The following is a 13477-nucleotide window of genomic DNA, read 5'->3' on the forward strand; positions in this document are numbered from 1 at the left end:
GTGCGCCGGGCGAACTCCCGTACGCCCCGCAGGGCTTCTTCCGCCGCCTCGACGGGACAGGTGCGGCGAGGTGTCGGTGGGGGCCCGTATCCTCAGTGACCATGCTCGAAGACCACACGACGACGGCGTCCTCCCCCACGGAGTGGCCGACCGCGTATCCCCAGGGGTACGCGGTCGTTGACGTGGAGACCACCGGCCTGGCCCGGGACGACCGGATCATCTCCGCCGCCGTCTACCGGCTGGACGCGCGCGGCGAGGTGGAGGACCACTGGTACACGCTGGTCAACCCGGAGCGCGACCCCGGCCCGGTGTGGATACACGGTCTGACGAGCGACGTGCTCGAGGGCGCGCCCCTCTTCCAGGACGTGGCCGAGGAGTTCGCGGCCCGGCTCGACGGGCGGGTGCTCGTCGCGCACAACGCGGTCTTCGACTGGCAGATGATCGCGCGGGAGTACGCACGCGCCCGGCGCGAGGCTCCGGTGCGGCAGCGGCTGTGCACGATCGCCCTGTCCAAGGAGCTGGGCCTGCCGCTGCCCAACCACAAGCTGGAGTCGCTGGCGGCGCACTTCGGCGTCGTCCAGCAGCGGGCGCACCACGCGCTGGACGACGCGCGCGTGCTGGCGGAGGCGTTCCGGCCGAGCCTGCGGGCCGCCGCGGCGGGCGGCGTCCGTCTGCCGCTGCTGGAGTGCCGGCCGCTGACGGAGTGGACCGACCGGCCCGCGCCCCGGATCGGCCGCCAGGCGGGCGGCCCGGAGGGCGGTTTCGGCGGGTACGGCTCCTACCGTCCCGGCACCTGGCGGCCGTCCCGCAAGCGTCCCGCGTGCCCGTACCCCAACCCGGGACGGTACGAGGACGGCAAGAGGCTCAAACAGGGCATGCGGGTCGCCTTCTCGGGCGACACCTCGGTCGAGCGCGAGCTGCTGGAGGACCGCGCCGCCGAGGCCGGACTGCATGTGGCGACGAGCCTGTCGCGGCTGACCAGTCTGCTGGTCACCAACGACCCCGACTCGGGCACGTCGAAGGTGGTGAAGGCGCGGCAGTTCGGGACGCCCGTCGTCGACGAGGCCGCCTTCGGCCAGCTCCTGCGCGACGTGGAGCCCGCCGACGGCTGACCCCGGGCGCGCAAGGGCGGCGGGCGACGCGCGAGCGGTCCCGCCGCGCGGGCGCCCCCGGCGCACGACGGGCGACCCCGGCGTACGGGTGATTGCCGCGCGACTCGCCCGTCACCCGCTCGCCCGCGCGGGAGGAGACGGCCCACCCTGTGGCGCATGGCGAGATGCGAAGTTTGCGGCAACGACTACGGAATGACCTTCGAGGTGCACGCGCAGGGCGCGGTCCACGTCTTCGACTGCTTCTCCTGTGCGATCCACCGCATGGCCCCCATCTGCGAGCACTGCCGGGTGCAGATCATCGGCCAGGGCGTCGAGGTGGAGGGGCACTGGTACTGCGGAGCGCACTGCGCCCGCGCGGAGGGCAGGGTGGGCATCGTCGACAAGGTGTGAGCCGTTCCGGGAACCCGCGCGCGACGCCGCACCCCGAGAGGCGGCACGCGGCACCCGGCCGCGTACACCCCACGACCGAGTTGTACGGTCGTGGGGTGTACCGCTTCCTGTTGTCCCGGCAGTGGGTGATCCTCACGCTGGTCTCCCTCCTCCTCATCCCCACGATGATCAGGCTGGGCTTCTGGCAGATGCATCGCTACGACGAGCGCACCGCGCGCAACCAGCTGGTCTCCGACGCGCTCGGCGCCGACCCGGTGCCCGTGGAGTCCCTGACCACCCCGGGACACGAGGTCACCCGCGGCGAGCGGTACCGCAGCGTGCGGGCGACCGGAGCCTTCGACACCGGGCACGAGGTCGTCGTCCGGCGCCGGGTCAACTCCGACGAGACGGTCGGCTTCCACGTGCTGACCCCGTTCGTGCTGACGGACGGCAGGGTGCTCATGGTCAACCGGGGCTGGATCCCGGCGAACGGCGCCAGCCAGACCGACTTCCCCCGGATCCCCGCGCCGCCCCACGGGCGGATCACCGTCACCGGACGGCTCATGCCGGACGAGACGACCGCGGCCAGCGGCATCAAGGACCTCAGGGGACTGCCGGACCGGCAGGTCATGCTGATCAACAGCGAGCAGGAGGCCCGCCGCCTGGGCGCCCGCGTGCTCGGCGGCTACATCGTGCAGACGGCGCCCGAGCCCAAGGGCGACACCCCCGAGCTGCTCGGGCCGCCCGGCAGCGAGGACGCGGCCCTGAACTTCGCGTACGCCATCCAGTGGTGGCTGTTCTCGGCGGGCGTCCCCGTCGGCTGGCTGATCATGGCCCGGCGCGAGGCCCGCGAGCGGGCAGCGGCCGCCGCGCAGGCCGCGGAGCACACCGAGCCCGCGCCCGTGTAGCGCGGGCGCGTCGCCGGTCCCGCCGCCGCGCCGGCGTCCGGCCCCACCGGCCGGGCGGTGCGTGCCGTCACCCGGCCGGCCGCACCTCTGATTGCCGTACGGGCCCGCCGGGAACCCGGAACCCCGTGCACCCCCGCATCGAGGACTACGCCCTGATCGGCGACGAGCAGACCGCCGCCCTGGTCGGCACGGACGGATCGATCGACTGGCTCTGCCTGCCCCGCTTCGACTCCGGGGCCTGCTTCGCCCGGCTCCTCGGCGACGAGGACAACGGCCACTGGCGCATCGCCCCGCAGGGCGAGGACGGCGCCTGCACCCGGCGCGCGTACCGGCGGGACACGCTCGTCCTGGACACCGAGTGGGAGACCCCCGACGGCGCGATCCGGGTCACCGACCTGATGCCCCAGCGCGACCAGGCCCCGGACGTGGTGCGCATCGTCGAGGGGCTGCGCGGCCGGGTGACCGTCCGCAGCGCCCTGCGGCTGCGCTTCGACTACGGCTGGGTCATCCCCTGGATGCGCCGCGTCGACGGCCACCGGGTGGCGATCGCCGGTCCCGACGCCGTCTGGTTCCGCAGCGAGCCGGAGGTGCGCACCTGGGGCGAGGACTTCACCACGTACGCCGAGTTCACCGTCGCCGAGGGCGAGTCGGTCGCCTTCGTGCTGACCTGGCATCCCTCGCACGAGACCCGGCCGCCGCTGACCGACCCGTGGGAGGCGCTGCGGGTCAGCGTCGACGACTGGCGGCAGTGGGCCGCGCGCTGCCGCTACGACGGCCCCCACCGGGACGCCGTGGTGCGCTCCCTGATCACCCTCAAGGCGCTCACCTACACCCCCACCGGCGGCATCGTCGCCGCGCTCACCACCTCCCTGCCCGAGGAGCTGGGCGGGATCCGCAACTGGGACTACCGCTACTGCTGGCTGCGCGACTCCACCCTCACCCTGGGGGCGCTCCTGGCGGCCGGATACGAGGAGGAGGCCGAGGCCTGGCGCAACTGGCTGCTGCGCGCCGTCGCGGGCGACCCGGCCGACCTTCAGATCATGTACGGCCTGGCGGGCGAGCGCCGGCTGCTCGAGTGCGAGCTGCCGTGGCTGTCCGGCTACGGCGGCTCCACGCCCGTGCGGATCGGCAACGGCGCCGTGGACCAGTTGCAGCTGGACGTCTACGGCGAGGTCATGGACTCGCTGTCGCTGGCCCGGACCGCGGGGATGTCGCCCAAGCCGCACATGTGGTCGTTGCAGTGCGCGCTGATGAACTGGCTGAGCGAGAACTGGCGGCAGCCGGACGAGGGCCTGTGGGAGGTGCGCGGCGGGCGGCGCCAGTTCGTGCACTCCAAGGTGATGGTGTGGGTGGCCGCCGACCGGGCCGTGCGCGCGCTGGAGCAGTACCCGAAGCTCAGCGGCGACCTGGAGGGCTGGCGGGCGCTGCGCGACGAGGTGCACCGCGAGGTGTGCGAGAAGGGCTACGACCCCCGGCGCAACACGTTCACGCAGTACTACGGATCGGCCGACCTGGACGCCGCCCTGCTGCTCATCCCGCGCGTCGGCTTCCTGCCGCCGGACGACCCGCGCATCGTCGGGACCGTCGACGCGATCCGCGACGAACTCGGCCACAGCGGCCTGGTGCGCCGCTACAGCACGGACGGCGCCCCCGTGGACGGCCTCACGGGCGACGAGGGCGCGTTCCTGGCGTGCTCCTTCTGGCTGGCCGACGCGCTGCACCTGACCGGCCGCACCGAGGAGGCGCGCGAGCTGTTCGAGCGGCTGGTCGGGCTGGCCAACGACGTGGGGCTGCTGGCGGAGGAGTACGACCCGGTGGCCGGCCGGCACCTGGGCAACTTCCCGCAGGCGTTCAGCCACATCGGCCTGGTGAACACCGCCCTCGCCCTGTTCGGCGGCGAGCAGGCAGGATAGGGGCATGGATCTTGGACTGAAGGACCGGGTGTACGTCGTCACCGGGGCCACGCGCGGCCTCGGCAACGCCGCCGCGCGCGAGCTCGTCGCGGACGGCGCGAAGGTCGTGCTGACCGGGCGGGACGGCGAGCGCGTCGCCGCGGCGGCGGCCGAGCTGGGAGCGAACGCCGTCGGCGTCGCCGTGGACAACGCCGACCCCGACGCGGCGGGCCGGCTGATCGCCGCGGCCCGGGACGCCTTCGGCGGTTTCGACGGGGTGCTGGTGAGCGTGGGCGGGCCGCCGCCCGGCTTCGTCGCGGACAATACGGACGAACAGTGGCAGGCCGCGTTCGAGTCGGTGTTCCTCGGCGCGGTGCGCCTGGCACGGGCCGCCGCCGCCGAGCTGGAGGAGGGCGGGGTCATCGGGTTCGTGCTGTCGGGGTCGGTGCACGAACCGATCCCGGGGCTGACGATCTCCAACGGCCTGCGGCCGGGGCTCGCCGGGTTCGCCAAGTCGCTCGCCGACGAGCTGGGCCCCCGGGGGATCCGGGTCGTGGGACTGCTGCCGGCGCGCATCGACACCGACCGGGTGCGCGAGCTGGACGCCCTGTCGGCGGATCCCGAGGCGACCCGGACCGCGAACGAGTCCCGGATCCCGCTGCGCCGCTACGGCGCCCCGCAGGAGTTCGGCCGGGCGGCCGCGTTCCTGCTGTCGCCCGCCGCCTCCTATCTGACGGGCGTGATGCTGCCGGTCGACGGCGGGATGCGGCACGGCTTCTGACACGCGGCCGAGGGCGCCGGCCCGGTTCCCGGCGGCGCCCCGGCGCTCAACCGACCCGTTCCGCCTTGTGCTTGGCGCCCTTCAGACGCACCGTCGCCGGCAGGGCCGCCAGCGCCGCCGAGTCCCGGGCGTGGGCCAGCGCCTCGGCCGTCAGGCGCTCCAGCGTCGTCGCCGGGTCCACGTGCGGCTCCAGGACCAGCCGGACGTGCGCCGCGGGGGCGTCCCGGCGGCCCGTCAGGTGCGCGTGGGCGTGGGCGACGCCGTCCAGCCGGCCCGCCTCGGCGGCCAGCACGGCCTCCAGGGCCCTGCCCCGCAGCAGCGCTCCCGCGCCGTCGCCCGTGTCGACGAGGACCTCGCCGAGCCGGCGCCGGCGCAGGACCGCGACCAGCCACCACAGGGCCAGCAGCACCAGCACGGCCAGGGCGGCGACGACCGTCGGCCACCACCAGGCCTCGGCGCGCCAGCGGGTGCGTTCGGCGGCGGTGAGCAGGACGTCGTGGCGGCCCTGGTGAAGCCACCAGGAGGGCGGGGACGCGCCCAGCCCGACGGCCAGCACCGCGCCGCCGACGGCGAGCAGCGCCAGCCCGACGACTCCCACGACCACGCGGTCGACGGTCCTCAGCATCGTCCTCATCCCTTCTTCCCGGGCCGGCGCACATGGACCGACAACCGGGGCGGCCGGGCCAGACCCAGACCGCGGATCGCGTCGGTGAGGACGGTGTCCAGGTCCGCGTGGACGTCGTCGAGGTCCCGGAAGTGGCAGACCGCGCGCACGTCGGCCCGGCGGCGCCGGACGCGCACCCGGGCCGACTGCACCCCGGCGATCTCCATGGCCCGGTCGCGCAGCACCAGCCCGGCGGCGTCCCGGTGCAGGCCGGCGCGGACGTCGGGGCGGGGGCGGCTCATGGGCAGGACGTGCCGCAGCCCCGGGGTGACGGCCAGGAGGACCAGCCACAGGCCGAGGGCGGCGGCGACGCCCGCGCCGACCTGCACCCAGACGTCGTCCAGCGGACGCTCGGCGAGCTGTCGGGCGAGGGCGCGCCGCCAGGCCATGGCGGGCCGGTGGGCCCGCACGGCGGTGACGTCGTAGAGGAAGGCGCCCGCGACGACCACCAGCAGCACCGCGACGACGGCGGCGGGCGTCCGGCGCGCCGACCAGAAGCGGTGCTCCGCGGATGCCCGGGGCCGTTCGGGGACGTCCTCGGCGGGCTTGTCCAGCACGGGCACCGCACCGGCCGGCGGGCCTTCGGGCTCGCTCATCGTGTCCTCCCCTGCGCCGCGGCCGTCGTCAGATGCAGCCGTTCCACCTGGACGGCGACCTCCGGAACCGCCATTCCCACCAACGCGCCTACCCGCTCGGCGACATGTCGACGCACCTCGTGGCAGCGGGCCCCGATGTCGGCGGGATAGCCGAGTTCCAGATGGACCCGGACGTGCGCCGCGTCCACCGGAGGTTCCCCGGACTTCGCGGGCCGGGCGTGCGGGCGCACGACGACGGTGGCGTGCGGGGGCCCGGCGTCCGCGGGCAGCGGGCCGACCGCCTCGCGTGCCGCCTGGGCCGCGACCTTCGCCACGACCCGGCCCGCGATGCGGGTCGCGCCGCGCTCGCCCGCGGGGACGGCGGACGGGCGGCGGCCGTCGTTCCCCCCGGTCACGGTGGCCACGGCGGTCACCTGCGGCGGTCGTCGCGGGTGCGGAACAGGTCGCCGAGGTCCAGGTCCCCTTCCAGGAACCGACCGACGACGAACCCGACGGCGCCCAGGGCCGCCACCAGCAGGAAGGCCCCGAACCCGCCGAAGTATCCGGCGAAGCCCAGCGCCATGCCGGCGATCAAGCCGACCACGGCCATGCTCAAGGTGCTCTCCCCTCGGCGGCCCGGTCACCCGGGTCCGCTGTGTGTCGTGCGCGGGTCACTGGATCCGGGGCTGCTCCGGCTCCTCGTCCTCCTCGTCGGGCAGCTTGACGTCGCTCACCGCGATGTTGACCTCGACGACCTCCAGGCCCGTCATGCGCTCCACCGCCGTGATCACGTTCTCCCGCACGGCCTGGGCGACGTCGGCGATGGCCACGCCGTAGTCGACGACGATCTCCAGGTCGAGCGCGGTCTGCACCTCGCCCACCTCGGCCTTCACACCCCGGGTGACCGACTTCGAGCCGCCGGGCACCCGGTCGCGCACCGCGCCGAAGGTACGGCTGAGGCCGCTGCCCATGGTGTGGACGCCGACGACGTCCCGGGCCGCGAGACCGGCGATCTTCTCCACGACCCCGTCGGCGATGGTCGTCCGCCCGCGGGTCGCCGGGGCCCCGCCGCCGCGCCGGGCCGCCTTGCGGTTCTGCGGCGGCTCGGTGCCGCCCTCGGAGGTCTGCGTCCGGTTCTGCTCGACTGCCTCGGTCATCGCCGTACGTCCTTACGTCCGGTTCCGTTTCATCCCCTTCGACCACGTTAAGCGCGGTTGCTCCTCCTCGCTCCGTCGATGCGGCACGCTGGAGTGATGACGGTGGACGGATGGACGAGCGCGGTACGGCGCCAACTGGGCCCGGGCAGGCTTCTCCCGCTGGGCGGGCCGCGGGACGGCGCGTGGATCACGGAGGCCGCGGCCGGTGCGGTGCTGCGGCGGGCGGTACGCCACATGGAGGGCGTCCGGCTGGGCGCGCTGCGGCTCGCGACGGCCGACCCGGCGGAGGGGGAGCCCGTGGTGCCGCCCCCGCCCGGCGCGCAGCCGTCCGGGCCGGTAGGGGTGGCGGCGGACATCGCCGTGTACGCGTCCGAGCCCTTTCCCGCGACGGCGTCCCGTCTGCGGGCGGCGCTGGCGGCGGCCGCGGCCGAGCGGCTCGGCCTGGTGGTGGCGGACATCGACCTGCGGGTGACCGCCCTGCTGGACGACGAGCGGGAACCGGAGGCGCCGCAGCCCGGGCCCGAGCCGCCGCCCGTGGGTGCGGCCCAGCACGGCGACGAGGCGCGCGCGACCGTCGCCGCGCTGTCGGTGACCGGGGTGACCCGGCTGACCGACGTCGTCGGCAGGGCGGTGCGCCTCGAGGAACGCGAGCACGCGGCCGCCCTGCCGCACCGCCACGCCCGCGTGGAGATCGCGGTGGGCGCGCAGCACCGGGCGCTGGACGTGGCCCGGCGGGTGCGCGCCGCGGTGTCGGAGGCGCTACGGGATCACCCGACGGTGACCGTGCTGGTCACGGCGGTGGAGTGACCTCGGGCCGCCGGGGCCCGGCTCTCAGTCGCCGATGCCGGCCAGGTCCCGCAGCCGACGGCCCTGGGCGGCGCGCTCGGCCGCGCGCTGCTCGTCGTAGGTGCGGTCTCCGGCGCCGCGCAGCAGCGCCTTCGTCTCGATGACGGCCTCGCGGGGCGCGGCCAGGATCGCGGCGGCCAGGTCGCGGACGGCGTCGTCGAGGCCGGCCGCGGGCACGGCGGCGTTGGCCAGGCCGCAGCGCACGGCCTCCTCGGCGTGGACGAACCGGCCGGTGAGGCAGATCTCGGCCGCGCGGCCGTAGCCCACCAGGGAGACCAGGGGGTGCGTGCCCGTCAGGTCGGGGACCAGGCCGAGGCTGGTCTCACGCATGGCGAACTGCACGTCGTCGGCGACGACGCGCAGGTCACAGGCGAGGGCCAGCTGGAAGCCCGCACCGATGGCGTGGCCCTGGACGGCCGCGATGGACACGACGTCGTTGCGCCGCCACCAGGTGAAGCCCTCCTGGAACCCGGCGATGGCGGCGTCGAGTTCGGCGTCGCCACTGCGTGCGAGATCGATGAAGGACGGTTCGCCCTCGATCCCCTCGGGCGTGAACATCTGCCGGTCGAGTCCGGCGGAGAAGGACTTGCCCTCGCCGCGCAGCACGACCACGCGGACGGAGCCCGGCACCAGCCGCCCGGCTTCGGCGAGGGCCCGCCACATGGCGGGGCTCTGCGCGTTGCGCTTGGCCGGGTTGGCCAGCGTCACCGTGGCGAGCGCGTCGTCGACGGTGAGCCGTACGCCGTCCTTGTCGAGCAGGGGAACGAGTTCCTGGTCGGGCGTGGCCATGGGGCGCCTCCGGTGGGTGCGGTCAGCTAGCGGTCAGCTAAGTGACTGCACAGTAACCACCCGGCCGATCGGATCACCGACCGGGTGGCCACCGTCGTAGCCGATGGGCCGCCCGGAGGTCAGGACGAGGCGGCCTTCTTGCCTCGGGTCGCCCCGCCACGCCCACGGAGCGTGACGCCCGACTCGCTGAGCATCCGGTGCACGAAGCCATACGAGCGGCCGGTCTCCTCGGCCAGTGCCCGGATGCTCGCACCGGAGTCGTACTTCTTCTTCAGGTCTGCCGCGAGCTTGTCGCGCGCGGCGCCGGTCACCCGGCTGCCCTTCTTCAGAGTCTCGGCCACCCGTGCCTCCTCATGGGAAGTGCGCTCTGGTCTCCTCATGATCACCCCTTCGGGACGGGATGGCCACCCATTCGGCAAGGTCCGTGCGAGACGGTTTTGACGACAGGAGCGCGTCCCCACAAGCGGAATGTCGGATTCCAGGTGTGCGCGTTCGCACCGCCGAACGGGTTCCCTCGCGAAGTGGCAGGTCAGAGACGCGGAACGGCCGACCCCTTGTCGACAAAGGGATCGGCCGGAAAATCGATGTAGGACACACCTCGATACGAGGAGATCTCACACAGATGATGGATCACCGATGGGCCGAATGATCCATTGCCGATGATCAAGCCAGGGCGACGAGATCCGCGTAGTCCGCGCCCCACAGGTCCTCGACGCCGTCGGGCAGCAGGATGATGCGCTCCGGTTGCAGCGCCTCCACCGCGCCCTCGTCGTGGGTGACGAGGACGACCGCGCCCTTGTAGGTGCGCAGCGCGCCGAGGATCTCCTCGCGGCTGGCCGGGTCGAGGTTGTTGGTGGGCTCGTCCAGGAGCAGCACGTTGGCCGAGGAGACCACGAGGGTGGCCAGGGCCAGCCGGGTCTTCTCACCGCCGGAGAGCACGCCGGCCGGCTTGTCGACGTCGTCGCCGGAGAACAGGAAGGAGCCGAGCGTCTTGCGGACCTCGACCAGGTCCAGGTCGGGGGCGGCGGAGCGCATGTTCTCCAGGACCGTGCGCTCGGGGTCGAGGGTCTCGTGCTCCTGCGCGTAGTAGCCGAGCTTGAGGCCGTGACCGGCGACGACCTCTCCGGTGTCGGGCTTCTCCGCCCCGCCGAGCAGCCGCAGCAGGGTCGTCTTGCCGGCGCCGTTGAGGCCGAGGATCACGACGCGCGAGCCCTTGTCGATGGCCAGGTCGACGTCGGTGAAGATCTCCAGCGAGCCGTAGGACTTCGACAGGCCCTCGGCCATCAGGGGCGTCTTGCCGCAGGGGGCGGGCTCGGGGAAGCGGAGTTTGGCGACCTTGTCGGACTGGCGGACCGCCTCCAGGCCGGAGAGCAGCTTGTCGGCGCGGCGGGCCATGTTCTGCGCGGCGACCGTCTTGGTGGCCTTGGCGCGCATCTTGTCGGCCTGCGAGTGCAGGGCGGCGGCCTTCTTCTCGGCGTTCTGCCGCTCGCGCTTGCGGCGCTTCTCGTCGGACTCGCGCTGCTGCTGGTAGAGCCGCCAGCCCATGTTGTAGACGTCGATCTGAGAGCGGTTGGCGTCCAGGTAGAACACCTTGTTGACGACCGTCTCGACCAGGTCGACGTCGTGGCTGATGACGATGAAGCCGCCGCGGTAGGTCTTGAGGTAGTCGCGCAGCCAGACGATGGAGTCGGCGTCGAGGTGGTTGGTCGGCTCGTCGAGGAGCAGCGTGTCCGCGTCGGAGAACAGGATGCGGGCCAGCTCCACGCGGCGGCGCTGACCGCCGGAGAGCGTGTGCAGGGGCTGGCCGAGCACACGGTCGGGCAGGTTGAGCGCGGCGGCGATGGTGGCGGCCTCGGCCTCGGCGGCGTACCCGCCCTTGGTGAGGAACTCCGTCTCCTGGCGCTCGTACTGGCGCATGGCCTTGTCGCGGGTGGCGCCGCTGCCGTTGGCGATCCGCTGTTCGTTCTCGCGCATCTTGCGGATCAGGACGTCGAGGCCGCGCGCGGAGAGGATGCGGTCGCGCGCGAGGACGTCGAGGTCGCCGGTGCGGGGGTCCTGCGGCAGGTAGCCGACCTCGCCGGAGCGGGTCACCTGGCCGGCGGCCGGGAGGCCCTCACCGGCGAGGACCTTGGTCAGGGTGGTCTTGCCGGCGCCGTTGCGCCCGACCAGACCGATGCGGTCGCCCTTGGCCACCCGGAAGGAGGCGTTCTCGATGAGGATGCGGGCGCCGGCGCGCAGCTCGATGCCGGAGGCGGAGATCACGGACAGACTCCAGAGCGGGTGGTTGGCGGGATGGGCGGCTGAGGACGTTCCCGCCGTCTAATGCGCGAGGAGAATGGCCATGACGTCAGTCTAACGGGACCGTGCAAGCACTTTTTCTGGGTCCAGGCGTTCGATCCCGCCCGCTCACCGGAATCTCCGCAGGCCGGGGGCGCTGTCAGTGCCGGGTGCCAGACTGGACGCACGCCGGGAATCCGGCATGAATCACGGTTCGCACCACGGCTCGGACCACGGTTCGGACCGCAGTGGCAGTCACGAGGGAGTGATCGGCATGGCAGCGACGAACGGCGGGCGTCCCAGTCTCTTCCCGACGGTGTTGTACGCCGACGCGAAGGCGGCGATCCGGCAGCTCACCGAGGCCCTGGGCTTCACCGAGCTGTCCGTGTACGAGGGCGAGGACGGCTCGGTGATGCACGCCGAGCTGGTGCAGGGCAACGGCGCGGTGATGCTGGGGTCCAAGGGCCGCGGCGGCGTCTTCGACACGGCGATGAAGGACGCGGGCCCGGCCGGCGTGTACGTCGTGGTGGACGACGTCGACGCACATCACCGGCGGGCCGTGGAGCACGGCGCGGAGATCCTGATGCCTCCGACGGACCAGGAGTACGGCTCGCGGGACTACATGGCCCGCGATCTCGAGGGCAACCTCTGGAGCTTCGGCACGTACGCGCCCGAGATACCGGGCTGAACCGCCCCGGGCGGCCCGTACGCCGCGCGCCCCGCCGCCGACCGGAGCCCGCCGCCGACCGCCCGTCCCGGCGGGCCGGTCAGCTGCCGCCGGTGTGCACCTGGAAGGCGGCCCGGCGCACGGCCTTGGCCAGTGCGGGGTCGGGGTGCGCGGCGGCCAGTGCCACCAGCACCTGCACGGTCCGCGGATGCCCGACGGCCCGCACCTCGGTGAGCAGGGCCGGCACGGTCGGCTGGAGGGCGGACTCCAGGTGGCGGACCAGCATCGGCGCCTCGCCGTGGTCGGCGACGGCCGCGGCGGTGTCGACCCACAGCCAGGTGGCCTCCTCCCGGGTGAGCACCTCGTGGGCGTCCTCGGGGTCGACGCCGTCGTGCTCGGCGAGCCACAGCAGGGCGTACGGCCGCAGCGCGGGCTCGTCCACGACCGCGCGGACGTCGGGCTCGGCCGGGGCGCCCACGACGCGCAGCGCCTCGAAGGCCAGGCCGCGCAGCAGGGCGTCGTCCCCGCGGGCGGCCAGCAGCAGTTCGCCCACGGCGCCGCCGACGGTGCGGGCGGCGAGCCAGGCGCGGTACTCGGCGCGGGCCGCGTTGGGGCGCAGCTGGGCGCAGCCGCGGAGCATGGCCTCGGCCGACTGCTCGATGTTCCCGGCGGGGCTCTGCGCGGCGACGCAGATCTGCTCCAGCTTGACCCAGACCGCCCAGCTGCCCAGCGGGGTGAGGGTGGCGTGCGCGTCGCCGTAGGTGAGGGCGCCCACGGAGGCGAGGGCGTGCAGGGCCCAGTCCAGGAGGGGGGCGAGTTCGGCGTCCTGGGCGGGCTCGGCCGGCTCGACGTCGGCGGAGGTGACCGGCGCGAGCGGCGTCGCGGGCTCGGAGCCGGCGCTGTAGGGGACCTCGCAGCGCTCGGTGCGCAGTTCGGTGACGCGCTGGCGCAGCAGGTCCAGCAACTGCTCGACGGGGACGGGCCCCGCGGACAGCTGGAGGAAGGAGAGCACCTGGGGCATGGCCGAGACGACCTCGGCGACCGCGCCGGGCTCCTGGTCCGCCGGTTCCGGGGAGGCGAGGGACCAGGCGTCGAACAGGGCGACCCAGCCGCGCAGGACGGCGCTGTCGTCGCGGTTCCAGGCGTGCAGCCGCCAGCCGGGGCGGGCGCTGTCGCCGTGCACCTCCACGAGGCCGGCGAGCCGGGCGGTGTCCCAGTCGGCGCGGACGCGGTCCGTGGTCAGGCCCAGATCGGACGCGGCCCGGCGCGCGGTCGCCTCGGAGAGCGTGGCCTTGCCGTCGGTGGTCGCGGCGTCTCGGCCGGGGCCGAGGGCGTTGTCGGCCCAGCGGGCGACGCGGGCCGCGGCGGCCAGTCCGGAGCGCGCCATTCTGGCCAGCTCCGCGGGCGCCGGGGTGCCCTCCGGCGGGCGGGGGGCACCCC

General features: G+C 74.2%; 16 protein-coding genes. 7 read left to right on the top strand and 9 right to left on the bottom strand.

Translation table 11 applies throughout. The features are described 5' to 3' along the window. The first annotated feature begins 101 nt into the window (after positions 1–101). The 5 genes from KMS84_RS22610 to KMS84_RS22630 all read left to right on the top strand — a co-directional run bounded on the left by KMS84_RS22610 (position 102) and on the right by KMS84_RS22630 (position 5062). Positions 102–1112, top strand: a complete 1011-nt coding sequence (locus KMS84_RS22610; protein ID WP_256918244.1) for a DEDDh family exonuclease — start codon at positions 102–104, stop codon at positions 1110–1112. Positions 1113–1268: 156 nt separating this feature from the next. After that, entirely contained in the window at positions 1269–1502 is a 234-nt protein-coding gene (locus KMS84_RS22615; RefSeq protein WP_079041440.1) for a metallothionein, read from the top strand. Positions 1503–1597: 95 nt separating this feature from the next. After that, positions 1598–2389, top strand: coding sequence for an SURF1 family cytochrome oxidase biogenesis protein (locus tag KMS84_RS22620; RefSeq protein WP_256918245.1), 792 nt, complete (start codon positions 1598–1600; stop codon positions 2387–2389). A gap of 125 nt (positions 2390–2514) precedes the next feature. Then, on the top strand, positions 2515–4302 hold the full coding sequence (locus tag KMS84_RS22625) for a glycoside hydrolase family 15 protein (protein ID WP_256918246.1): 1788 nt from the start codon (positions 2515–2517) through the stop codon (positions 4300–4302). Positions 4303–4306: 4 nt separating this feature from the next. Next, positions 4307–5062: an SDR family oxidoreductase gene (locus KMS84_RS22630; protein ID WP_256918247.1), complete on the top strand. Its 756-nt coding sequence runs from the start codon at positions 4307–4309 to the stop codon at positions 5060–5062. A gap of 46 nt (positions 5063–5108) precedes the next feature. Here the strand turns inward: KMS84_RS22630 and amaP are convergent, their stop codons facing one another. Genes amaP through KMS84_RS22655 form a run of 5 tightly spaced genes read right to left on the bottom strand, consistent with a single transcriptional unit; the run spans position 5109 to position 7458 of the window. Further along, on the bottom strand, positions 5109–5696 hold the full coding sequence (amaP, locus tag KMS84_RS22635; RefSeq protein WP_256918248.1) for an alkaline shock response membrane anchor protein AmaP: 588 nt from the start codon (positions 5694–5696) through the stop codon (positions 5109–5111). Then, positions 5693–6322: a DUF6286 domain-containing protein gene (locus KMS84_RS22640; RefSeq protein ID WP_256918249.1), complete on the bottom strand. Its 630-nt coding sequence runs from the start codon at positions 6320–6322 to the stop codon at positions 5693–5695. The genes amaP and KMS84_RS22640 overlap by 4 nt, the downstream gene beginning before the upstream one ends. Then, complete coding sequence (locus tag KMS84_RS22645) at positions 6319–6735, bottom strand: hypothetical protein (protein WP_256918250.1); 417 nt, start codon at positions 6733–6735, stop codon at positions 6319–6321. Before KMS84_RS22645 ends, KMS84_RS22640 begins: the two co-directional genes overlap by 4 nt. Continuing rightward, positions 6732–6917 carry a hypothetical protein gene (locus KMS84_RS22650; protein WP_256918251.1) on the bottom strand — a complete coding sequence of 62 codons (186 nt, stop codon included), beginning with the start codon at positions 6915–6917 and terminating at the stop codon, positions 6732–6734. Before KMS84_RS22650 ends, KMS84_RS22645 begins: the two co-directional genes overlap by 4 nt. Positions 6918–6972: 55 nt before the next feature. Continuing rightward, entirely contained in the window at positions 6973–7458 is a 486-nt protein-coding gene (locus tag KMS84_RS22655) for an Asp23/Gls24 family envelope stress response protein (protein ID WP_256918252.1), read from the bottom strand. A gap of 96 nt (positions 7459–7554) precedes the next feature. Between KMS84_RS22655 and KMS84_RS22660 the strand changes: the two genes are divergently transcribed. Next, a complete protein-coding gene (locus KMS84_RS22660; RefSeq protein WP_256918253.1) occupies positions 7555–8265 on the top strand; it encodes a nucleopolyhedrovirus P10 family protein in 711 nt (236 codons plus the stop codon). Positions 8266–8289: 24 nt separating this feature from the next. On the opposite strand, the gene KMS84_RS22665 is transcribed toward KMS84_RS22660, so the two are convergent. From KMS84_RS22665 to abc-f, 3 genes are all read right to left on the bottom strand, one after another. Then, complete coding sequence (locus KMS84_RS22665; protein WP_256918254.1) at positions 8290–9093, bottom strand: enoyl-CoA hydratase/isomerase family protein; 804 nt, start codon at positions 9091–9093, stop codon at positions 8290–8292. Between the two features lie 119 nt (positions 9094–9212). Then, the gene (locus KMS84_RS22670; RefSeq protein ID WP_004002281.1) at positions 9213–9434 is read right to left on the bottom strand and encodes a helix-turn-helix domain-containing protein; all 222 of its coding nucleotides are present in this window, start codon (positions 9432–9434) and stop codon (positions 9213–9215) included. 322 nt (positions 9435–9756) lie between these two features. After that, a complete protein-coding gene (gene abc-f / locus KMS84_RS22675; RefSeq protein ID WP_256918255.1) occupies positions 9757–11355 on the bottom strand; it encodes a ribosomal protection-like ABC-F family protein in 1599 nt (532 codons plus the stop codon). 289 nt (positions 11356–11644) lie between these two features. On the opposite strand from abc-f, the gene KMS84_RS22680 reads away from it, so the two are divergent. After that, entirely contained in the window at positions 11645–12058 is a 414-nt protein-coding gene (locus KMS84_RS22680) for a VOC family protein (RefSeq protein WP_256918256.1), read from the top strand. Positions 12059–12137: 79 nt separating this feature from the next. Here KMS84_RS22680 and KMS84_RS22685 read toward each other — a convergent pair whose 3' ends face one another. Next, on the bottom strand, positions 12138–13424 hold the full coding sequence (locus tag KMS84_RS22685; protein WP_256918257.1) for a hypothetical protein: 1287 nt from the start codon (positions 13422–13424) through the stop codon (positions 12138–12140). Positions 13425–13477 lie beyond the last annotated feature (53 nt).

Source organism: Streptomyces hilarionis, assembly GCF_024539675.1.
In the GTDB taxonomy this organism is placed as follows: Bacteria; Actinomycetota; Actinomycetes; order Streptomycetales; family Streptomycetaceae; genus Streptomyces; species Streptomyces hilarionis.

What these genes read in the sequence shown, in the direction of transcription:
- KMS84_RS22610 (WP_256918244.1), top strand. Translation starts at nt 102, where the DNA reads ATGCTCGAAGACCACACGACGACGGCGTCCTCCCCCACGGAGTGGCCG.
- KMS84_RS22615 (WP_079041440.1), top strand. Translation starts at nt 1,269, where the DNA reads ATGGCGAGATGCGAAGTTTGCGGCAACGACTACGGAATGACCTTCGAG.
- KMS84_RS22630 (WP_256918247.1), top strand. Translation starts at nt 4,307, where the DNA reads ATGGATCTTGGACTGAAGGACCGGGTGTACGTCGTCACCGGGGCCACG.
- amaP (WP_256918248.1), bottom strand. Translation starts at nt 5,696, where the DNA reads ATGAGGACGATGCTGAGGACCGTCGACCGCGTGGTCGTGGGAGTCGTC.
- KMS84_RS22640 (WP_256918249.1), bottom strand. Translation starts at nt 6,322, where the DNA reads ATGAGCGAGCCCGAAGGCCCGCCGGCCGGTGCGGTGCCCGTGCTGGAC.
- KMS84_RS22655 (WP_256918252.1), bottom strand. Translation starts at nt 7,458, where the DNA reads ATGACCGAGGCAGTCGAGCAGAACCGGACGCAGACCTCCGAGGGCGGC.
- KMS84_RS22660 (WP_256918253.1), top strand. Translation starts at nt 7,555, where the DNA reads ATGACGGTGGACGGATGGACGAGCGCGGTACGGCGCCAACTGGGCCCG.
- KMS84_RS22665 (WP_256918254.1), bottom strand. Translation starts at nt 9,093, where the DNA reads ATGGCCACGCCCGACCAGGAACTCGTTCCCCTGCTCGACAAGGACGGC.
- KMS84_RS22680 (WP_256918256.1), top strand. Translation starts at nt 11,645, where the DNA reads ATGGCAGCGACGAACGGCGGGCGTCCCAGTCTCTTCCCGACGGTGTTG.
- KMS84_RS22685 (WP_256918257.1), bottom strand. Translation starts at nt 13,424, where the DNA reads ATGGCGCGCTCCGGACTGGCCGCCGCGGCCCGCGTCGCCCGCTGGGCC.